This window comes from Actinoplanes sp. CA-131856 (assembly GCF_050956135.1).
In the GTDB taxonomy this organism is placed as follows: Bacteria; Actinomycetota; Actinomycetes; order Mycobacteriales; family Micromonosporaceae; genus Actinoplanes.
Genome location: NZ_CP191849.1, coordinates 7,795,825 through 7,816,775, shown reverse-complemented (window position 1 = coordinate 7,816,775; position 20,951 = coordinate 7,795,825). Strand labels below are relative to the sequence as shown.

General features: G+C 68.8%; 16 protein-coding genes. 12 read left to right on the top strand and 4 right to left on the bottom strand.

Features of this window, described 5'->3' with window-relative positions; all coding sequences use genetic code 11:
• Positions 1 to 38: 38 nt before the first annotated feature.
• The 12 genes from ACQP2X_RS35755 to ACQP2X_RS35700 all read left to right on the top strand — a co-directional run bounded on the left by ACQP2X_RS35755 (position 39) and on the right by ACQP2X_RS35700 (position 13,717).
• Positions 39 to 1,430 carry an MFS transporter gene (locus tag ACQP2X_RS35755; protein WP_498689506.1) on the top strand — a complete coding sequence of 464 codons (1,392 nt, stop codon included), beginning with the start codon at positions 39 to 41 and terminating at the stop codon, positions 1,428 to 1,430.
• A gap of 1 nt (position 1,431) precedes the next feature.
• Positions 1,432 to 2,280 carry an oxidoreductase gene (locus tag ACQP2X_RS35750; protein ID WP_498689504.1) on the top strand — a complete coding sequence of 283 codons (849 nt, stop codon included), beginning with the start codon at positions 1,432 to 1,434 and terminating at the stop codon, positions 2,278 to 2,280.
• Positions 2,277 to 3,053 (top strand): SDR family oxidoreductase, encoded by a 777-nt coding sequence (locus tag ACQP2X_RS35745; protein ID WP_498689503.1) that lies wholly within the window; start codon positions 2,277 to 2,279, stop codon positions 3,051 to 3,053. Before ACQP2X_RS35750 ends, ACQP2X_RS35745 begins: the two co-directional genes overlap by 4 nt.
• Positions 2,995 to 4,659, top strand: a complete 1,665-nt coding sequence (locus tag ACQP2X_RS35740) for a Na+/H+ antiporter (RefSeq protein ID WP_498689501.1) — start codon at positions 2,995 to 2,997, stop codon at positions 4,657 to 4,659. Before ACQP2X_RS35745 ends, ACQP2X_RS35740 begins: the two co-directional genes overlap by 59 nt.
• 134 nt (positions 4,660 to 4,793) lie before the next feature.
• Positions 4,794 to 5,192 (top strand): DUF2255 family protein, encoded by a 399-nt coding sequence (locus tag ACQP2X_RS35735; protein WP_498689499.1) that lies wholly within the window; start codon positions 4,794 to 4,796, stop codon positions 5,190 to 5,192.
• A 14-nt stretch (positions 5,193 to 5,206) separates the two neighbouring features.
• Positions 5,207 to 6,094: an aldo/keto reductase gene (locus tag ACQP2X_RS35730; RefSeq protein WP_498689498.1), complete on the top strand. Its 888-nt coding sequence runs from the start codon at positions 5,207 to 5,209 to the stop codon at positions 6,092 to 6,094.
• A gap of 2 nt (positions 6,095 to 6,096) precedes the next feature.
• Entirely contained in the window at positions 6,097 to 7,080 is a 984-nt protein-coding gene (locus ACQP2X_RS35725; protein WP_498689496.1) for an aldo/keto reductase, read from the top strand.
• 415 nt (positions 7,081 to 7,495) lie between these two features.
• Positions 7,496 to 7,954: a (2Fe-2S)-binding protein gene (locus ACQP2X_RS35720; RefSeq protein ID WP_498701114.1), complete on the top strand. Its 459-nt coding sequence runs from the start codon at positions 7,496 to 7,498 to the stop codon at positions 7,952 to 7,954.
• On the top strand, positions 7,954 to 8,934 hold the full coding sequence (locus tag ACQP2X_RS35715; RefSeq protein ID WP_498689495.1) for an FAD binding domain-containing protein: 981 nt from the start codon (positions 7,954 to 7,956) through the stop codon (positions 8,932 to 8,934). The genes ACQP2X_RS35720 and ACQP2X_RS35715 overlap by 1 nt, the downstream gene beginning before the upstream one ends.
• The gene (locus tag ACQP2X_RS35710; RefSeq protein WP_498689493.1) at positions 8,931 to 11,123 is read left to right on the top strand and encodes a xanthine dehydrogenase family protein molybdopterin-binding subunit; all 2,193 of its coding nucleotides are present in this window, start codon (positions 8,931 to 8,933) and stop codon (positions 11,121 to 11,123) included. The genes ACQP2X_RS35715 and ACQP2X_RS35710 overlap by 4 nt, the downstream gene beginning before the upstream one ends.
• A gap of 275 nt (positions 11,124 to 11,398) precedes the next feature.
• Complete coding sequence (locus ACQP2X_RS35705) at positions 11,399 to 12,448, top strand: metallophosphoesterase (protein WP_498689492.1); 1,050 nt, start codon at positions 11,399 to 11,401, stop codon at positions 12,446 to 12,448.
• Between the two features lie 81 nt (positions 12,449 to 12,529).
• Positions 12,530 to 13,717: a sensor histidine kinase gene (locus tag ACQP2X_RS35700; protein WP_498689490.1), complete on the top strand. Its 1,188-nt coding sequence runs from the start codon at positions 12,530 to 12,532 to the stop codon at positions 13,715 to 13,717.
• 62 nt (positions 13,718 to 13,779) lie between these two features.
• Here the strand turns inward: ACQP2X_RS35700 and ACQP2X_RS35695 are convergent, their stop codons facing one another.
• From ACQP2X_RS35695 to ACQP2X_RS35680, 4 genes are all read right to left on the bottom strand, one after another.
• Positions 13,780 to 14,718, bottom strand: coding sequence for a LysR family transcriptional regulator (locus ACQP2X_RS35695; RefSeq protein WP_498689488.1), 939 nt, complete (start codon positions 14,716 to 14,718; stop codon positions 13,780 to 13,782).
• 60 nt (positions 14,719 to 14,778) lie between these two features.
• Positions 14,779 to 18,594 (bottom strand): family 78 glycoside hydrolase catalytic domain, encoded by a 3,816-nt coding sequence (locus tag ACQP2X_RS35690; RefSeq protein WP_498689487.1) that lies wholly within the window; start codon positions 18,592 to 18,594, stop codon positions 14,779 to 14,781.
• Positions 18,595 to 18,987: 393 nt separating this feature from the next.
• Complete coding sequence (locus ACQP2X_RS35685; protein ID WP_498689485.1) at positions 18,988 to 19,836, bottom strand: alpha/beta hydrolase; 849 nt, start codon at positions 19,834 to 19,836, stop codon at positions 18,988 to 18,990.
• Between the two features lie 339 nt (positions 19,837 to 20,175).
• Complete coding sequence (locus tag ACQP2X_RS35680; RefSeq protein ID WP_498689484.1) at positions 20,176 to 20,934, bottom strand: SDR family oxidoreductase; 759 nt, start codon at positions 20,932 to 20,934, stop codon at positions 20,176 to 20,178.
• Between the last annotated feature and the right edge of the window lie 17 nt (positions 20,935 to 20,951).

The following is a 20,951-nucleotide window of genomic DNA, read 5'->3' as shown; positions in this document are numbered from 1 at the left end:
ATGACAGAGATCCACCGACGCCACGTCAGAAGGCACCCATGTCACACTCCTCCACCACTCTCGCCGCCCCCAATGCCCCGGCGGCACTCCCGGTTCAGCGGCCCCGTGCGTCGCTCCTTGTCGCCATGCTGGGCTTCGCGGTCGTCACCCTCGACACCCAGGTCGTCAACGTCGCGCTGCCGGACATCGACCGCGACCTCGGCGGCACCCTCTCCCAGCTGCAGTGGGTCGTCACCGGCTACACGCTGATGTTCTCGGCGCTGCTGTTGTTCGCCGGCACCCTGTCCGACCGGATCGGCGCCCGCCGGGCGTACGGCATCGGCATGGTGATCTTCGTGGTCGCCTCCGCGGTCTGTGGGCTCGCCCCGGGCCTGGGCTGGCTGATCGCGGCCCGGGTTGTGCAGGGCATCGGCGCCGCGCTGATCACACCGACATCACTCGCACTGATCCGGGCCGCCTACCACGACAGCGCGGCCCGCGCGCGAGCCATCGCCTACTGGGCCATGGGCGGGTCGATCGCGGCCGCGGCCGGCCCCGTGCTCGGCGGTGCGCTGACCCAGCTCGACTGGCGGATCATCTTCTTCCTCAACCTGCCGGTAGGCCTCGTCGCCATGCTGGTGCTGCGCGGAACCGCCGACTCGCCGCGGCACGTGGTGCCGTTCGACTGGACCGGGCAGATCGCCGCGGTGCTCGCGCTCGGTGCGCTGACCTTCGCCGTCATCGAAGGCGCCGATCTCGGCTACGGCAGCCCCCGCATTCTCGCCGCGTTCGCGGTCACCGTCATGGCCGCCGTGGTCTTCCTGACCGCGCAGGTGCGGGGCCGGCACCCGATGGTTCCGCTCGGGCTGTTCCGCTCACGAGTCGTCAGCGTGGCACTGGCGGTGGGCTTTCTCAACATGGCCGGCTTCTACGGCGTCGTCTTCCTCCAGTCGCTCTACTTCCAGCAGCAGCGCGGCGCGTCGCCGTTCGTCACCGGCCTGCTGTTCCTGCCCATGACCGGACTGGTCGCGCTGCTGAGCCCGGTCTCGGCCCGCGCCGCCCGGCGATTCGGCCCGGCCGTGCCAGTCGTCGGCGGCCAGCTGGTGATGGCCGCGGGCCTGGCCGGCCTGGTCCTGCTGCCGGCCGACGCCCCGCTGCTGCTCGTCGCAGCCGTGATGGTGCTGGTCGGCGTGGGTGGCTCGTTCACGGTGCCGCCGACAACCGCGCTGATCCTCGACAGCGTCCCGCACCACCTGGCGGGCACCGCCAGCGGTGTGTTCAACACCTTCCGGCAGATGGGCGGATCGCTGGGCGTCGCCGCGTTCGGCGCGGTCGTGGCCGCCCAGGCCAGCTTCCTGGCCGGCCTGCACGTCAGCCTCGCCGTCACCGCCGTGCTCGTCGTTCTCACCGCCGCCGCCAGCCTGGCGCTGCGTACTCGAAAGGAGCCCTGACATGACGACTTGGCTGATCACCGGTTGCTCGACCGGCTTGGGCCGGGCCCTGGCCGATGCCGTCCTCGCCCGCGGCGACAACGCCGTGGTCACCGCCCGCGACGTGGCCAAGGTCAAGGACCTGGCCGACGCCCATCCCGGCACGGCTCTGGCCCTCGCTCTCGATGTCACCGATCCCGCTCAGGTCAGCGCGGCCGTCGAACGGGCCGAAGCCCGTTTCGGCAGCGTGGACGTGCTGGTCAACAACGCCGGCTACGGTTACCGCTCGGCGGTCGAGGAGGGCGACGACGCTGACGTACGGCAGCTGTTCGACACGTTGTTCTTCGGCCCCGTCGCCATGATCAAGGCAGTGCTGCCGGGCATGCGCCAACGGCGCGCCGGCACCATCGTCAACATCTCTTCCATCGGCGCACGGTTCTTCAACCCCGGCTCCGGCTACTACTCCGCCGCCAAGGCCGCCCTCGAGGGCATGTCAGCCACGCTGCGCAAGGAGGTCGAGCCGCTGGGCATCACCGCGTTCACGGTCGAGCCGGGCGCGTTCCGCACCGACTTCGCCGGGCGGTCGCTGACCCAGTCGGCGACGATCATCGACGACTACGCACAGACCGCCGGCAAGCGCCGCAAGGAGAACGACACCACCCACGGCACCCAACCCGGCGATCCTGTCAAGGCCGCCGACGCCATCATCACCGCCGTCACCTCCGGCCGCGCACCCACCCTCCTGCTGCTCGGCTCCGACGCCGTCAAGATCATCGGCACTGCTCTCGACGACCAGCGGGCCGAGATTGACCTCTGGAGCAAAGTCAGCCTCACCACCGATTTCGCCGCCCCCGACCAGGAGCGCCCATGAACCCCGCAGCAGAGCTGACCGTGCTGATCGTCGGCGCTACCGGAAGTGTCGGCCGCCTGGCCGTCGAAGAATCGGCCCGGCGCGGTCACCGGACCCGCGCCCTTGTCCGGGACCCCGCCGCCGCTCAATCTCTACCTACGGGAGTCCAGGCGGTCGCCGGTGACCTCACCCTGGCCGACACCCTGGCCGAGGCCGTCGACGGCGTCGACGCTGTCCTGTTCACCCACGGCTCCCACGGCGGCGCCCGCGACGCCGAGCTCGTCGACTACGGTGCGGTCCGCAATACGCTCACTGTGCTGGGCCCGCGGCCGGCCCGGATCGCCCTGATGACCACTGTCGGCGTCACCAAGCACACCCCGGGCCACGACTGGAAACGCCGGGGGGAACGACTGGTGCGCGCCAGCGGCCTGGCCTACACGATCGTGCGCCCGGGCTGGTTCGACTACAACGCAGCCAACCAGCACCATCTCGTCATGGCGCAAGGCGACCGCAAATGGGCCGGCGATCCCTCCGACGGCGTCGTCTCGCGCCGCCAGATCGCCCAAGTGCTCGTCGCGAGCCTCACCTCGGCCGAGGCCGCAGGAAAGACCTTTGAACTCGCCGCGGAGCAGGGGCCGGCCCAACCCGATCTTGAGCCACTGTTCGAGGCCCTGCGCCCCGACGCACTCGGCGGCCCGGACGCCGTCCTCGACATCGATAACATGCCGTTGGATCGTGAGCCGGCGGCCGTCCAGGCGCAGTTGCTCGACCTGCGCGACCGGTGGCGTAACTAGGCCGGTGACCGTGTCCGCCCTCGTCATCCTTCTGGTCATCGGCGCTGCTGTGCTGACCGGCACCACGGTGGCCCGGCGCGCCCACGTCTCAGCGCCGGTGGTACTGCTGGTGTGCGGGGCGCTGTTGGGGCTGGTGCCAGGACTGTCGGAAGTGTCGCTGCCGCCGGACGTGGTGCTGCTGCTGTTCCTGCCGATCCTGCTGTTCTGGGACAGCCTGTCCACCTCGCTGAGGGAGATCCGCAGCAACCTGCGTGGTGTAGTGCTGAACAGCACCGTGCTGGTGGTCGCGACAGCCGCGGCAGTCGCCGCGGCTGCGCACGCGCTGGGACTGCTGTGGGGCCCGGCCTGGGTGCTCGGCGCGGCGCTCGCTCCCACCGACGCCACGGCCGCGGGCTCATTGCTGTCCCGGGGATTGTCCCGGCGCCGGGTGACGGTGCTGCGCGCCGAGAGCCTGGTCAACGACGGCACAGCGCTGGTGGTGTACGGCTTGGCCGTCGGTGTGACGGTGGGGGAGGAGCAGCTAGGCGCGGCGCACGTGACCGGCTTGTTCGCGCTCGCCTATCTCGGGGGCGCACTGGCCGGGATCGTGACCGCCTGGATCCTCGAACAGGTGCGCCGGCGTCTCGACGACCCGCTCAACGAGAACGTGATCACCATCCTCGGGCCCTTCGCCGCCTACCTGCTCGCCGAGATTTGCCATGCCTCCGGCGTGCTCGCCGTGGTGGTGTACGGGCTGATCCGCAGTCAGGTCGCGCCGCGCCGGCAGCCGGCCGACACCCGCCAGTTGGGCACCGGCTTTCTCACGCTGACCACCTATCTTCTCAACGGATCGCTGTTCGTCCTGGTAGGGATTCAGTTGCACGCGGCCGCGCGGGGGCTCGACGGGACTGATCTCGTTCGCGCGCTGACCGCGGTCGCCGTCATCTCCCTGACGGTGATCGGCACCCGGTTCGCCTGGTTCTTCACCGTGCCCTATCTGATCCGGGCGCTGGATCGCCGTGCCCAGCAGGCCCGGCGGCGGGTCCACGCCCGGGAACGGATGATCAGCGCCGTGGCCGGCTTCCGCGGCGCAGTGTCCCTCGCGGCCGCTCTCGCCGTTCCGGAGAGCGTCGGATCCGGCTCGGCGTTCCCCGACCGCGACCTCATCGTCTTCGTGACCGCCGGGGTCATCGTCGTCACCCTGGCCCAAGGACTAGTCATGCCGGCCGTCGTCCGCTGGGCCGGTGCGGAGACCGACACCTCGGCCGGCCGGGAGCGCAGGCTCGCCGAGATCCAGGCCGTCGAGGCCGCGCTGGACGGCCTCGAGGACGAAGCCCACGAGCTAGGAGCGGCGCCGGATGTCGTCGAGCGCACCCGCGCCGAGTACCGGGAGCACCTGGCGGCGTTGCGGGCGGACGCCGCCGGATCCACCGATGCCGCATCCACCACGATTCTGCGGCATCAGCAGCAGTACCGCGATCTGCGCATCGCGCTCATCGCCCGCGAACGGGCCGAGATCATCGCGTTGCGGGACCGGCGTCGCATCGATGACCTCGTGCTGCGCCGGATCGAAGCCGTGCTCGACGCCGAGGAGGTGCGCCTTACCGGCCGCGATGTCGCGGACTGATCTTTCGCGGTTGAAACATGCGGTGGGAGTCCCTGCTGGTACCCCTTTCATCAGGCACTCCCTGGCCGTCGGCCATTGGGGTTTCCTGGACTCAGGCCGGGTACGTCCTGGCTGGGCGGTACGAAGGAGACGCTGTGGCACCCGAATCTACGACCACGTCCTGGACAGGTGACGAGCTGACCACCGTCGGCCGCGCCGAGGAGCTCGGTCTGGCGTCGCTGCGCGCGGACGGCTCGCTGCGCCCGTACGTGACCATGTGGGTCGTGCGTGCCGGCGACCAGCTGTACGTGCGCTCCGCCCGGGGTCCGGCCAACGGCTGGTACGTACGGGCATTACGGGCCGGAGCCGGGCGAATCCGCGCCGGCGGCCTGGAACGCGACGTGGTGTTCGCCGAGCCCGCCGACTCGGGCGTCCATGCCGCCGTCGACGCCGCCTATCACGCCAAATACGACCGGTACGGACCCGCCATCGTGGGCTCCGTCGTCGGGCAGCAGGCACACGAGGTCACCATCCGCCTGCTTCCCCGGAACTGAAAGGAACGCTCCCCATGTCCTCCGTTCCACACCTGACGCTGAACAACGGTGTCGAGATGCCCGCCATCGGGTTCGGTGTCTTCCAGACCCCGCCGGCCGAGACCCGCGACGCGGTCAAGGCGGCCCTGTCGGCCGGCTACCGGCACATCGACACCGCCGCCGCCTACGGCAACGAGCGCGGGGTCGGCGAGGCGATCGCCGAGTCCGGCGTCGACCGCTCCGAGGTCTTCATCGAGACGAAGATCTGGATCAGCGACTACGGCTACGACCAGACCCTGCACTCGTTCGACAAGAGCGCCGGCAAGCTCGGCGTCGACCAGATCGACCTGCTGATCCTGCACCAGGCCCTGCCCTCGGAATTCGGCAAGACCCGCGAGGCGTATCGCGCGCTGGAGAAGTTGCTTGCCGACGGAAAGGTCCGGGCCATCGGCGTCAGCAACTTCATGGTCGAGCACCTGACCGGCCTGCTCGAGTCCGCGACAGTCGTGCCCACGGTCAACCAGATCGAGGTGCACCCGTACTTCCAGCAGCGTGAGGTGCAGGCGCTCGGCGCGCAGCACGGGATCATCAGCCAGGCCTGGTCACCGATCGGCGGCATCACCTTCTACCGCGAAGGCGAGCACACCAGCACCCTGCAGGACCCGGTCATCGGCGAGATCGCGAAGGCGCACAGCAAGTCCCCGGCGCAGGTGATGCTGCGCTGGCACGTGCAGCAGGGCCGCTCGGCGATCCCGAAGAGCACCAAGCCGCAGCGGATCGCCGAGAACTTCGACGTGTTCGACTTCGAGCTCACCGGCGAGCAGCTCGCCGCGATCGACGCCCTCGACACCGGCAAGCGCGGCGGCCCCGAACCTACCGACATCACGCTCGAGACGTTCGGCCGCGACATCCCGGAGGCCTGAGCATGCGTACGGCCAAGCTTGGAGATCTTGAAGTTGCCCGGATCGGCCTGGGCGCCATGGGCATGTCGCACGGCTACACCGGCGCCGGCAGCGACGACGCCGAATCGATCCGTACCATCCACCGGGCCATCGAGCTCGGGGTCACCCTCATCGACACCGCGGAGATCTACGGCCCGTACGTCAACGAGGAACTGGTCGGCAAGGCGCTGAAAGGCCGCCGTGACCAGGTCGTGCTGGCGACCAAATTCGGGCTGGTGTCGCACGGCGGCCGCGGGCCGTGGAATCTCGACAGCCAGCCGGACAACATCCGCACGGCGGTCGAGGGCTCGCTGAAGCGGCTCGGCACCGACCACATCGATCTCTACTACCAGCACCGCGTCGACCCGGACACGCCGATCGAGGACACCATGGGCGCGCTGGCCGAGCTGGTGAAGGACGGCAAGATCCGCTACATCGGCCTGTCCGAGGCTTGGATCGACACCATCCGGCGCGCCCACACGGTCCATCCGGTGACCGCCCTGCAGTCGGAGTACTCGCTCTGGACGCGGGACCAGGAAGAAGTACTGCCGGTGCTGCGCGAACTGGGCATCGGCCTGGTGGCGTACTCACCGCTCGGGCATGGCTTCCTCACCGGAACCCTGCGCACCGCCGCGGATCTGGAGAAGCTGGACGACAGCGACTTCCGCAAGAACAACCCCCGCTTCACCGGGGAGAACTTCGAGCGGAATCTCCGGCTGGCCGACGAGGTGCAGAAGGTCGCCGAGCAGGTCGGCGCGACCCCGGCCCAGGTTGCCCTGGCATGGCTGCTGACCAAGGGCACCGACATCGTGCCGATCCCAGGCACCAAGCGGGTCAGCCGCGTGGAGGAGAACACCGCGGCCGACGCCATCGAGCTCACACGGGAACAAGTCGCCACCCTCGACGCCCTCCCGGTAGCCGAAGGCGATCACCACACCGATGAGCAGATGCAGATGATCGAACGCTGAGCGAGCGTATGAGACGGCCGATTCCCACCAGGAACCGGCCGTTTTCGCATGCGGCTACGCCGGAGAAGATGGGGGCCCTGGTATACCCCGGAATCTCTTTACCCGGCACAGCACGGCCTGCCACTTCGCTGGATCTGCGGCAAAGCTGGCAAAGCGATCACCGCAAATCAACTCCAAATTCCCCATTGTTCCGCCGCGCCCGTCACCCGAACGAGAGAGTGGGACCATGCCGACCGACCATCCCGAGTCCACCGACGTGCCGACAGAAGGGACGCCGACCGGACTGTCCCGGCGCACGTTGATCGCGGTGAGTGCCGCCGCCGGTGGTGCCGCCACCGTGACCGATCTGCTGCCGGCGCCGGCCGAGGCCGCCGCCGCGCCCAGTGCCGCCGCCTCCGCCGCGACTGCGAGCCCGATTTCGCTGCGGGTCAACGGAGAGCGGCACAGCTCCATCGTCGACAACCGCACCTCCCTGCTGGATCTGCTGCGCGAGCATCTCGGACTCACCGGATCCAAGAAGGGCTGTAATGCCGGCGCCTGCGGCGCGTGCACGGTGCTCGTCGACGGCCGGCGGCAACTGTCCTGCCTGACCCTGGCCGTACGCTCGAACGGCGCCCACGTCACCACCGTCGAAGGCCTGGCCGACGGGGACGACCTGCACCCGTTGCAGCAGGCGTTCATCGACCAGGACGCCTTCCAGTGCGGCTTCTGCACGCCGGGGCAGATCGTGTCCGGCGTCGGCTGCATCGCCGAGGGGCACACCGGCACCGCGGCCGAGATCCGCGAATGGATGAGCGGCAACATCTGCCGCTGCGGCTGCTACACCAAGATCGTCCGAGCTGTCGAGCAAGCCGCCGTTCAGGGGGAACGCTGATGTACCCCTTCGCCTTCACCACGGCCACCAGCACTCGTGACGCACTGGCCGCCGGCCGGCGCGGCGGCCGGTACATCGCCGGCGGCACCACCCTGGTCGACCTCATGCGCGAGACCGTGGAACGCCCCGACACGCTGGTCGACATCAGCAGGCTCCCGCTTCGCGAGATCACCGTCACGGGTGACGGCGACGTCCGCATCGGCGCTCTGGTCAGCATGGCCGACGCCGCGGCTCACCCGCTGATGCGCCGCACCTATCAGGTCGTCACCGAGGCTCTGGAACTCAGCGCATCGCCTCAGCTGCGCATCATGGCCACGATGGGCGGCAACCTGATGCAGCGCACGCGCTGCACCTACTTCCGCGACGTAACGGCCGCCTGCAACAAACGCGACCCCGGCTCGGGATGCTCCGCCCTGGACGGCTACAACCGCAGCCACGCGATTCTCGGCACCTCCGAGCAGTGTGTGGCCACCCACGCGTCCGACGCCGCCGTGGCCCTGGCCGCCCTCGACGCGCGGGTCCGCCTGCTGGGCCCGGCGGGCGAACGGACGCTGGCCCTGAAGGACTTCCTTCTGCCGCCGGGCAGCACACCGAACCGCGAGCACGCCCTGCACCCCGGCGAGCTCATCACGGCCATCGAGATCCCGGCCCACCCGCGCCCACTGCGCTCAGGCTATCTGAAGGTACGCGACCGGCAGTCGTACGAGTTCGCCTTGACCTCCGCCGCCGTCGCGCTCCATGTCCGTGGCGGCGTCATCCGGACAGCGAAGGTCGCGGCCGGCGGCGTCGGCACCGTGCCGTGGCGGCTGCCCGCCGTCGAAGAGCACCTCATCGACCGGCGCCCCTCGGCCACGCTGTTCGCCGCCGCCGCGGAGCTGGCCACCCACGGCGCCCAGCCCCTGGCCGACAACCGGTTCAAGGTCGAGCTACTGCAACGCACCGTCGAACGCCAGCTGCACATCGTAGGAGGAACCGCATGAGCCCGCAGCCGCAGGCCTCCGTCGGCCGGCCGCAGTCCCGCGTCGACGGGCGCCTCAAGGTCACCGGGCAGGCCAGGTACGCGGCCGACAACAACCCGCAAGGCGTCGTCCACGCGGTCGTCGTCGACAGCAGCATCGGTCTCGGCCGCATCACCGGCATCGACACCGCGGCCGCGGAAGCCCAGCCCGGCGTCCTGCGCGTGATCAGTCACCGCAACGCTCCCACGTTGCCGTACCGCCCGAACCGCGGCTCCCTCAACCTGCCGGGGGAGCGGCTGCACGTCTTCCAGGACGACCGGGTGCTGTTCCACGGTCAGCCGGTCGCCGTCGTCGTCGCCACCACCCTGGAGACGGCCCAGCACGCGGCACGGCTGGTAACGCTCACCTACAGCGCCGAGCAGCCGAACCTCGACCTCGGCCAGGCGCCGGCCAACACACCGGTCACCTACGCCCGCGGGGACGCCGCCACCGCGCTGGCCCAGGCCGAGGTGCGCCTGGATCTGAGCTACCGACTGTCGCGCATGCACCACAACGCCATGGAGCCGCATGCCATCGTCGCCCGCTGGGACGACGGGGTGCTGACCGTGTGGGACAAGACCCAGTGGGTGCAGAGCACCCGCGACGAGCTCGCCGCCGTCTTCGGCATCGCCGTGGAGTCCGTCCGGGTCATCTCGCCGTTCGTCGGCGGCGCGTTCGGCAACGCCGCACGCTGCTGGCCGCACGCCACGGCGGCCGCCCTGGCCGCCCGTGAGCTCGGCCGGCCCGTCAAGCTCGTGCTGACCCGGCGCCAGCTCTACTTCGGCGTCGGCTACCGGCCGGCGTACGAGTACCGGCTCAGCATCGGCAGCGACCGCAGCGGACGGCTGCGCGCCATGACGCACGACCTGCGGGCCGAAACCTCGCGATACGAGACGTTCAGCGAACGGGGCGTGCTGGCCCCGGGACAAATGCTGTACGCGGTCCCGCACGTGAGCCAGACCCACCGCACGGTGCCGCTGGACGTGAACACGCCGACACCCATGCGCGGTCCCGGATACTCCACGGCCGCCTTCCCGGTCGAGAGCGCGATCGACGAGCTCTCGTACAAGCTCGGCATCGACCCGATCAAACTACGGGCACGCAACGAACCCGAGAACGACCCGGCCAGCGGCCTGCCGTTCTCCACCCGCCGGCTGCGCGAGTGCTACACGGTCGGCGCCCGCGAGTTCGGCTGGGACCGCCGCAACCCGAAGCCACGCGCGACCCGCGACGGCGACTGGCTGGTCGGGATGGGAGTGGCCACCGCCGTCTACGACACCCTGCGGGCACCCGCTCAGGCCCAGGTCCGGCTCGACGCCGGCGGCACCGCCGTGGTCGAGTCCGCGACCAGCGACATGGGACCAGGCACCTACACCTCCATGACCCAGGTCGCGGCCGACGCTCTGGGCCTCACCGTGCCCGACGTGACCTTTCGCCTCGGCGACACCCAGCTGCCGCAGGCGCCGGTGCACGGGGGCTCGCTGACCATGGCCAGCATCGGCTCCACCGTCCAGAACGGATGCGACGCGGTACGGCAGCAGGCCATCGCCCTCGCTGTCGCCGACCCGCGTTCACCGCTGTACGGCGCCGACCCGGCCACCGTCGTCGTCTACCGGGGCCGCCTTCACCTTTCCGGCAACCGGACGCGAGGCGAGACGTACCAGCAATTGCTGACACGCAACCACCTCACTCACCTGGAGGCCCGCGGCTCCTACACTCCCGCGCAGGTCCAGGCCTCCATGTACGCCTACGGCGCGGTCTTCGCCGAAGTCGGCGTCGACGCCCGGCTGGGCCTGGTGCGGATCCGGCGAATGCTCGGCGTCTACGACGCGGGCCGCATCATCAGCCCCAAACTCGCCGACAGCCAGGCCATCGGCGGCATGGTCGGCGGCATCGGCGCCGCGCTGCTCGAGCACACCGTCGCCGACCACCGCGACGGCCGGATCGCCAACGCCAACCTGGCCGACTACCTGGTCCCGGTCAACGCCGACGTGCGCAACCTCAAGGCGATCTACCTCAACGGCCGCGACGAGCAGGCCGACCCGATCGGCGTCAAAGGCCTCGGCGAGGTCGTCCTGGTCGGTGTGGCACCGGCCATCGCGAACGCCGTATTTCACGCCACCGGCCGCCGGGCCCGCGAGCTGCCCATCACCGTCGAAACGCTGCTCTGACAACGCGACCCGCGCACACCGGCCGGAAAGCCGACCGAAAATCGTGCGGGACAGAGGTGCCCTCTCAGGGCCTGCCTCCTGTCCCGCGCCGCGCATAGCATCGCCGGATGCTTGCAGGGATGGTGTTGGCCGTGCTGGTCTTGGCCGCATTCGGGACAGTGCACTGGTACGTCTGGCGGCGGCTGGTCCGCGATACGACGACGCGTCGCTCCCCGTGGCGGCGGGCTGGGATCGCCCTGTTCGTGGCCGGTCCGGTGCTGGCGACCGCGGCTCTCGTGGGCGAGGTGTCCGGCGTCCCGCCGGCGGCCGAGCGGGCCGTCGCATGGCCCGGCTATCTATGGCTGGCGCTTTTTGTGTACCTGCTGCTCGCCGTCGTGGTGGGAGAGGCCGTTCGGCCGGTGCTGAATCATTGGCTGGCGCGGCGCCGGGCCGGCGTGCTCACCGGAGCGGGTAGCCCTCTGCCAGTCGCAGCCGATGCCGCCGATGAGCAGTCGGCTGTGCTGACCCGTAGGCTCTTCGTGTCACGGGTGGTCGGGGGTACTGCTGCGGCGGTCGCGATCGGCACGGTCGGCGCCGGCACGTACGGTGTGCTGAACGGACCCTCGGTCAAACGGATCACGGTGCCGCTGGCCCGGCTCCCGCGTTCCGCGCACGGACTGCGGATTGCCGTGGTCAGCGATGTTCACCTCGGCCCGATCCTCGGTGCCGGGTTCTGCCGGCGGGTGGTCGACACGATCAACGCGACCCAGCCCGATCTGATCGCGGTCGTCGGTGACCTGATCGACGGTGACGTCGAGGACCTGGCGGGATCGGTGCAGCCGCTTACCGGACTGCGCTCCCGGCTGGGCACGTTCTTCGTGACGGGCAACCACGAATACATCTCCGGCGTCGAGCCGTGGGTCGCCAAAGTGACGGAACTCGGTATGCGGCCGCTGCGCAACGCTCACGTCGAGTTGCAGGGCTTCGACCTGGCGGGCGTGGACGACGTTCAGGGTGAGCGCTCCGGCGGCGGCCCGGACTTCACGGCAGCGCTCGGCGACCGTGACCCGGCCAGAGCGGTGATCCTGCTGGCACATCAACCCGTTGTGATCCAAGACGCGGTCGATTACGGGGTCGATCTTCAGCTGTCCGGGCATACCCATGGAGGTCAGTTGTGGCCGGGAAACTACATCTCCGAGCTGGCCAATCCCACCAATGCGGGTCTGGAGGCGTACGGCGACACCCAGCTGTACGTCAGCCGCGGTGCTGGAGCCTGGGGCCCGCCGGTGCGCGTCGGCGCGCCGTCGGACATCACCATCGTGCAACTGGCCTCACGCCAAGCCTGACCCGAGGGCCTGTCGGAAGGCGAGGGCTTCGGAGGCGGTGGCGGGCAGTGCAACCCTCGCACGGACAGGGATAGTTAGGTCATGTGGTCATTGCCGGAGGTCGTCCGGTCGATTCGGTTCCGTCTCACCGTCGTCTACTCCATGGTGCTGTTCGCCCTGACCGGTGCGGCGCTGGCGATCACGTATTTCGCGGTCGCCCAGACCACTGAGCCGCAGCCGGTCACCGAGCGCACCGCGAAGGTCTTCGACGATCGGGCGTACGTGGGGACGCTCAGGGTGGCCGAGGTCGGCGAGATCGAGGCCGCCGTCAACTACAACACTCTGCAGAATTTGCGGACATATTCGCTGATCGTGCTGGGCGGGCTCTTCCTCATCAGTCTGGGCGTCGGCTGGGTGCTCTCCGGCCGCGTCCTGCGGCCGGTCGGGGCGATCGCCCGCACCGCCCGGGACATCCAGGCCACCGACCTGTCACGGCGGATCCGGCTCGACGGGCCGCACGACGAGCTGCGCGACCTGGCCGACACCATCGACGACATGCTCGACCGGCTCGACCGGGCGTTCCGCGCGCAACGCCAGCTCATCGACGACGCCTCGCATGAACTACGCAGCCCATTGGCCATCATCCGTACGCACCTGGACGCCTCGCTGACCGACTCCGATGCCACCGCGGAGGAGCGCAGCCGGGCGGTGACCATCATCGACCGGGCCACGACGCGCATGTCCCGGCTGGTGGAGGACCTGCTCGCCACGGCGCGCCGCAACGCCGACGCGAGCAGCGATACCGACATCGATCTGACCACGGTTGCTCACGAGGCGGGCGACGACGTCGCCCTCGGCGCCGGGCAACCGGGCTTGCGGTACGACACTGTGCCGGGTCTGCAGCTCATCGGCGACGGTGACGCGCTGCGCCGTGCCGTGGGCAACCTGTTGTCCAACGCCGTACGTCACGCGCCCGTATCCTCGACCGTAACGGTCTCGACGAGCCGGACCGGGTCATGGTTGTGGCTGGCCGTGACCGATAAGGGCGTGGGGATCGCCGAAGAGGACCTCCCCCGGGTCTTCGACAGGTTCTGGCGCGGCGCGGCGGCGTCGTCGATGGAACGCCGGACGGGCTTGGGGCTGGCGATCGTCCGTCAGGTCGTGGAGTCGCACGGTGGGCAGATCGCCGCGTTCTCTCGGCTGGGCCACGGCAGCACCTTCGTCATGTGGCTGCCCTCAGCCGGCGGTGCCGGCGGGCAGCCGCCGCCCTCCGCGAACCCCGTGGCGTAACGAGCCGCGAATTCCGCTGTTCGTTCGCGTGGGGACGTCCGTGTTCCTTCGGCTGGGTCCGGTCAATGCTCGTGGGCCAGGTGCCGGGGTCCGTGGCTGGTTGCGTCCGCAACGCGGGCGGCATCGGCGACGAGAGCCCGCAGCCAGCGGTTGCCGGCGTCGTGCTCGTGTGCGGGGTGCCACCACATCGCCTCGTGCAATTCAGGGATGGGAATAGGGCATACGGTGGCGCGGATGGATCCTGGCGGCAGGTGGCTGACGAGCCGTTCCTGCACGAGGGCGACCACGTCTTCGCATTGCCTGAGCAGCAGAGGCAGGGCGAGATGGCTCTGCACCATCATGCTGATCCGGATGTCATGGCCGGTTTCGGCGAGCCGTGCCACGGCTGCCAATGGCGTTCCCGAGCCATGATGCGCCGCGACCCAGCGCATGGCCAACAGGTCATCGGTCGTCGGTTCGGGCCGGGTGTCGTTGCCGCCGAGCAGGCAGATCCAGCGGTCTTGCCACAGATCGGCGCTGGGGAAACCGTCGAGGTAGCCGCGTGGGAAGACGACCAGGTCGGCGCCGCGGAGGGTGGCCTCAGGCTCGTCGTTGATGGCGTCGGTGAGCTGGTGGAACTCGACCATCACGCCGGGGGCTCGGCGCAGGGAGGCGAGGAGCGGGCCGCCGAGAACGGCTATCGCGTATTCCGAGGCGACGATCCTGAAATGGCGGGCGCTGGTGCGCGGGTTGAACTCGGACGGCACGGCGAGAGCCTGCTCGACCGCGACGAGAGCGTCGGCGGTCCGAGCGCGAAGCGACTCGCCGAGACCGGTGAGCTCGTGTCCGCCCGGAGCGCGGACCAACAGCGGATCGTTGAAATGGTGCCGGAGGCGTCGCAGTGCGGCGCTCATCGCCGGTTGGCTGAGTCCGAGGCGGTGCGCGGCGCGGGTGACGCTGCGTTCGGTGAGCAGCGCGTGCAGCGGCTTGAGCAGGTTGAGGTCGATGTCGGTGAGTTCCACGCGCGTCCTTGAGTGGATCGGGCCGGTCCGATGGGGCGATCGGACCGGCCCGGGTAAGTGTCAGCCGGCTGTCACCCGGAACGAGTATGTCCCTGAGCCGACCCGGTAGACCTCGGCGTCCTGCTGATGGCCGAGGTGGTGAATGCCGGCCACCTGGTGCGCCGGCCGGTTACCCTCGCTGACGTTGCCCTTCGACGCGGCGGGCACGTGGATCGTGGCAGTCGTGTTGGCGGGAATGGTCACGTCCAGCCGGAGGCTGCCGTCGGTGGCCTGGGTCCAGCTCGACTTGACCAGGCCGTGGACGGTGTCGACCGAGGCAGCGACGTGGTCGACGCCGTACTGCCCGCCGGGCAGCGGCTGGATGGTGATCTTCGAGTAGCCGGCCGCGGCGGGTTTGATGCCGGCCAGCTCCTCGTAGAACCACTGCCCGATCGAGCCCTGGAACTGGTGGTTGCGGGTCCGCGTGGTCGACTCCCAGTACTCACCGACGCCGGTGTAGCCGAGCCCGATGTGGTAGCCGTACGAGGGATAGGTGGTCTGCTGGGCCACCTTGAAGAGAGCTTCCTTGGCGTACGGGACCCCCGCGTGGGCCGCCTCGGTGAGCACCGGCCAGATCCACCGGATGCCCACGAAGCCGATCATCGCGTGCCCGGTCCGGGTGACCGCCACGTCGTACGCCAGCTTCTCCTGCAGTGCTCTTTTGTTCTTCTCCTCGACCAGGCCGAAGCCGATCGCCCAGGCCTGGAAGCCCTGCCGGAGCTCCTGGGTCGTGTTCTCGGCGTAGAAGCCGCGCGTCGCGTCCCACCAGCGGGCGTTGAAGTCCCGGCGGATGTTCTGGAACAGCGTCTCGTACTGCTTGGCGTCCCTCAGGTAGCGCGGGTTCCTCGTGTCGGCGTAGAGCAGCTTGGCCGCCTCGGCCGTCTTGGTGGCCAGGTAGGCGGTGAACGCGGTCGACGACGCGGCCTGGAAGCCACCCACGTTCAGGTTGGTGCCCTCGGCGGCGTTACCCTCGGCGCCGGTCACGAAGGCCCAGTCGCCCAGGCCCGAGTTCAGCGTCCAATCGTTCGAGCCGTCCCAGACGAACCAACCCCCAGGGCCTTGCTCGTACGGCTTGCCGCCCTGGATGTTGCGGTCCATGTACTTGGTCATGGCGTCGTAGGCGGTTCGGATCGGCTCGAGGTCGGCGTAGCGCAGGTACCCCTCGGCGGGAACCACCTGCAGGAACGCATCCCAGATGGGGGTGGCGCCCCCACCGTCGGGCTTGAAGACGTTCAACGACGGCGCGTTGCCGCACGGCGTGTAGTCGTTCGGGTCGACCGCCGGATCCGTCGGCGAGCAGTAGCCGTACCCCTGGGCCCCGGGGATGAGCAGGCCGACCTGCCCGTTCGCCAATTGCGAGTCCACGGCGTCGCGGGCCGATTTCCGCATGGAGCGCTGGATGTCGAAGATGTTGGCGACGGTGGGCAGGATGATCTGGGCGTCGCCGGTCCAGCCGTCCTTCTCGTAGGTCGGGGTGTCCATCGAGTAGCCGGCGAGCCAGTCACCGGCGACCGAGCCGCGCACGTTGGCGTAGATCTGGTTGAGCAGCGGCACCGACGACTCGAACGTGCCGATCTCCCGGAAGCCGGTCCGCAGCTCCTGCACCGACGCGACATCAACCTTGACGTTGTCCGGCAGCGCGGCGCCGCCGGAGCCGTCGATCTGCACCCACTGGAAACCGGCGAAGTTCCAGTTCGGGGCGTACGTCTCAGGGTTGGCCTCGGTGCCGGTGCCGTCGGAGACGTAGTACTCCTGCTGCAGGTTGCCGGCGAGCTGCAGCGCCCCGTCCTGGCCGGTGCCGGGAATCGCCGGGTCGTCCTTGGTGGTGTCGTCGTTGCGCCGCTCGACGTAGACGATCCGGATGACCTGCCCCTTGGCGGCGCCCCAGATCTTCACGGTGGCCCAGCCGGTGCGCTGGCGGCCGGTGTCGAAGGCGTGCACGCCGGTCGCGGGGGACCAGCGCGGGAACGGCCCGTTGTGATCGGCGATCTTCACGGTCGCCTCGGTCTGCTGAGCGATCAGGTCGCCCGCGGGCCCGGTGACGGTGCGGGTGTTCGTCCAGGCCTTGTCGGCGTAGCCGGCCTGGTTCCAGCCGGTCAGCTTGCGACGGGCGTCGTATGTCTCGCCGGTGTCGAAGTCGTTGTAGCGGGTCGGCCCGTCCACGCTGGTCTTCCACGTGTTGTCCGACTTGATGAGCTGCTCGGTGCCGTCGGCGTAGCGTACCCAGAGGTCGGCCCGCAGCGTCTCGAGGTTGCGCCACTGGGCGGTTTCGAAACGGTGGTTGCTGGGCTGTGACTCCGAGTCGTAGCGGCCGGCGCCGAGCTCGGTGGCGACCACGTTGGTCTTCGGGGACCACCGATCCTGCTGGATCAGCTTGGTCACGTCGTCGGTCGTGTACTGAACCGTGTCTTCGTAGTCGGTGAAACCGGGGTTGAGGTAGGCGTCCGGATCCGGCTTCTGGCCGTTCACGGTCGGCTGGTTCCACCCGAGGCCGACCGAGTAGAGCCGTGCGCTGACCACCGAGCCGTGCCGGGTCACCGGGGCCACGTCGAAACTCTTGCGCATCAGGTAGGTGGGCCGGATCGGCTTGCAGGACCCGGCGTTGGGGGAGCCGCCGGCGGGCCGGCAGATCTCGGTCGGGGTGGAGTTGCCGACGAGCGGGGCCCCGGCGGGTTGGGCCGTGGTCAGCGCGGGTGTGATCGTGACCCCGGTTCCCGGGCTGGATACCGCGGCTCCGGCGGCCGCGGTTGCGGTCAGCGCGGGGGTGATCTGGATGCCGGTGCCGAGGCTGCGGACTGTGGTCCCGGTCGCGGCGGCGGCGCTGAGAGGCTCGTTGAGCGTTATGCCGGTTCCGGTCTCCCCGGCGGTGCCGACGGCGGAGACCACCCGGATCTGTGCGGCGTCTCCAGCGCCGATGAGTACCGGTGTACCGACGGCGAAACCGTTGACACTGTTGACTTTGAGCGTCGTGGCGCCGGTTTCGGCCGGGGCGGCGAGCGTACGTTGCTGGCCCTGTGCCGTGCCGACCGTCGTAACAGTGGCCGTCTGCCCGGCGACGGTGATGGGGGCGCCGGTGGTGAACCCGGCTATCGAGGCCACGTACAGCGTGGTTCCGCCCGCCGCGGTCGACGCGGCGAGGGTGGTGCTGGTGGCGGCGGTGCCTACGGAGCGGATGGTCACGGTTTGCGCGGCGGCGGCCGTTCCGATCGTGATGCTGCCGCCGGTGGCGAGCGCAGAGATCGAGGCGACCTTGACGTTGCCGGCGCCGGCGGCGGCTGGTTCGGCCAGCGTCGTGTTCGCCTGGATACAGCAGGCGTCGTCGGCGGCGCCCTCGGCGGTGGTGGGCACGGTGACCGGGCGGGGCTCGCCCGCGATCCATTGGCCCCGCCAGTCGGAGGCGTTGAGGTATGCCGTCTCGAACCAGGCCGGAGCGGCCCAGCGGGTCGAACCGGGCGCCTGCGCCTGGACGCTCCAGTAGTAGCGGGTGCGGGCTTTGAGGGCTTTGCGCCCGCTGTAGTCGACGGTCGTGTCACCGGAGCTGATCGTGCCGGAGTCCCACACGTCACCCTTGCCGGCTGCGGCCTTCGCCGCGGTCGTGGCGACCACCAGGCGGTATTTCCTCTGTTGCACGCCGCGCTGTCCCGACCGCAGAATCCACGAGAACGTCGGCGTGGCGTCGTCGATGCCGAGCGGCGACGGACTGGCATTGATTTCGAGCCGGTCCACCGACACCGCGGTGGAGGCGACGGCCGCTCCGCCGGGCACGGAAAGCCCGGCGACGGCTGTTGCTCCGATAGCGGCCACCGACAGCGCCGCTCGCAGGCTCCTTCGTCTCACTACGCGACTCCCTTTAGATGTTGATCACATACTCACGCCAACCTCATCGAATATTTGAATCGATTCAATCACTTAGCCGCGGATTGGCTTCGATTGATGAGGTGTTGGTGGCTGACCTTAGGGCTGTCTGTGGTCAACGCGCCAGAGGGTGTCCGAAATAACCGGGAAACCCGCCGGAAACCATCCATGCCGTCGATGGAAGCATCTATGAGATTTATCGGTGCCGTTGTGCGGCCGACGTACTGACGCTGATGCCGTATGTGGCGAGCGCAGCGACGCCAGCGTCGACTCTTTCGAGCGGCTACAGCCAGTTAAGTCGATCTTGGCTTGATGATGGCGTTCTCAACTAGAAATCTCATCGTTGTTGGCCTGTGTCTGTCCAGCTGTTCGGTCTCAAGAGGTCCAGAACCAGCGCAATCCGTTATAGGTGTATTCCGTCGCGGCAGTCCCGTCGTGGGAGTATCCGGCCTTGACGCGGAATGCGAAATTCCCGTCCTGCTCGGTGTCGGCCTCAGCGAAGGGCGGGGTGTTGCGCATCAGCTCCACCCGGTCTTGGTCGTATTGGTGTGCGAAGTCCTCGGTACCCGTGATGACCCAGACGAAGTAGTCGGCTTCATCGTGATTCCGTGCGGCGGCGAGAATATTGTCCATGTCCAGCGACGTCCCGCAGCTCATCGGCAGGAAGTAGCGGAAGTAGTCCAAGCCGTGCTGGAAGGTTCGCCATGTGGCGACGGATCCCATGGAGAAACCGCCGAAACCGCGGTGGTCACGAGAGGCCATGAGGCCCTCCGAGGAAACGTTCTCCGCGTAGGTCGAGTACTTGCTTTCCACAGCCGGGAGGAGGTCGTTCAAAAGCTCGTGGTGGTAGTTCTGGTTCAGCGTGAGTGCGAGACCGAAGTCCCCGCTGTCGTTGGGACTGGTGTTGTTGTACGTGGGGCACACGACGATCAGCGGGTCGATCTCACCAGCTGCGATCGCATTGTCGAGCACGTTCTTGAAATCGGAAGGATCGTCAGGCGTGCCGAGTGATGTCGTCTCGTTGCTCCACCCGCCGTGCATCAAGTAGAAGACGTTGTACTTCTCAGCCGCGTTGTAGCCGGGGGGCAGGTAGACGATTGCGCGTTTGGTCAACCTCTGGGTCTTCTGCTCGTAGGTCGCCGACTCGTAGGTCTGGTAGCTCAGCTCGACAAGCCTTCCTCGCCGCGAGGCGGGAGACCTGTGTCCTTGCGGGATGACCGCCAACTCCTGGGGAATGGGATTTGCGCCTGCAGCCGTCCTGGAGGGGACCGGACTCGTCGTCGTCCCCGTCGGTGTCTGCCCTGTCCCGCCAGCGGGGGTTCGCGAGTTCGATTCGGTGGAGGTGCAAGCTGCGAGCACCGCGGAGGCGGCGGCGCCGGCGCTTGCGGTCACGAGGCCGCGCAGTAGGGCGCGTCGGCCCCATAGCCGTCTGTCAGGTTGCATGGCGTTTCGGTGCCTTCTTATCTGTTCAGCAATGGTGTGGTGTCGATGCTTGCCACGTCACCGCTACGTGCCTACGCGGATTCTGACGGGTGATCTGCCGGGCGCGTGGGTGGCGCCGGGTCAGTTGTGGCCGGCGTAGATCTGCGTCTGTCCACCAGCGACGGTCAGCTCGATCCCGTTGATGAATGACGCCTGCCGAGAAGCGAGGAACACGACGGCGTTGCCGATGTCTTCCGGAACGCCGACCCGGCCGGCGGGAATCTCTTCGATGACGCGTTGGACGTAGGCAGCCGCCCCGGCGATGCCCATGTCTTTCTCGTACGCTTCGGTTTGAATGACTCCTGGGCTGACGGCGTTGACGCGGATGCGGCGGTCGCGGAGTTCGTTGGTCCAGGTCCGCACGAAGCTGCGCAACCCGGCTTTCGCCGCGGCGTAGACGCCGAACGTGGGCAAGCCCATGTCTTTCGTGATTGACGTGTTGACGATGATCGACCCGCCGTCGGCGAGGAGCTTCAGCGCAGCCTGCACGGTGAAGATCGTGCCCTTGATATCGAGCGCGAGTCCGTGATCGAGGTTCTCCTCGGTGAGTTTCTCGATGGTGTCGTACCAGGCGGCGCCGGCGTTGGCGAAGACGACGTCGAGGGTTCCGCGTTCCGTGCGGATCGTGTCGATGGCAGCGGTCATGTCGCTTGCCTGGGTGGCATCCGCGCGGATGGCGCGCGCTCGGTCTCCGAGCTCGGCCACTGCGACGTCGAGCTTTTCTTGGTTACGGCCGGTGATGTAGACGAAGGCGCCCTCGGCCACCATCCGCTTCGCCGTGCCGAATCCGATGCCGGAGTTCCCGCCCGTGATGAGAACTACTTTGCCGGTCAATTGCATGAGCTTTTCCTCCTGTG

Coding starts and splice junctions, on each gene's coding strand:
- ACQP2X_RS35755 (WP_498689506.1), top strand. CDS start 39: ATGTCACACTCCTCCACCACTCTCGCCGCCCCCAATGCCCCGGCGGCA.
- ACQP2X_RS35750 (WP_498689504.1), top strand. CDS start 1,432: ATGACGACTTGGCTGATCACCGGTTGCTCGACCGGCTTGGGCCGGGCC.
- ACQP2X_RS35745 (WP_498689503.1), top strand. CDS start 2,277: ATGAACCCCGCAGCAGAGCTGACCGTGCTGATCGTCGGCGCTACCGGA.
- ACQP2X_RS35730 (WP_498689498.1), top strand. CDS start 5,207: ATGTCCTCCGTTCCACACCTGACGCTGAACAACGGTGTCGAGATGCCC.
- ACQP2X_RS35725 (WP_498689496.1), top strand. CDS start 6,097: ATGCGTACGGCCAAGCTTGGAGATCTTGAAGTTGCCCGGATCGGCCTG.
- ACQP2X_RS35715 (WP_498689495.1), top strand. CDS start 7,954: ATGTACCCCTTCGCCTTCACCACGGCCACCAGCACTCGTGACGCACTG.
- ACQP2X_RS35710 (WP_498689493.1), top strand. CDS start 8,931: ATGAGCCCGCAGCCGCAGGCCTCCGTCGGCCGGCCGCAGTCCCGCGTC.
- ACQP2X_RS35700 (WP_498689490.1), top strand. CDS start 12,530: ATGTGGTCATTGCCGGAGGTCGTCCGGTCGATTCGGTTCCGTCTCACC.
- ACQP2X_RS35680 (WP_498689484.1), bottom strand. CDS start 20,934: ATGCAATTGACCGGCAAAGTAGTTCTCATCACGGGCGGGAACTCCGGC.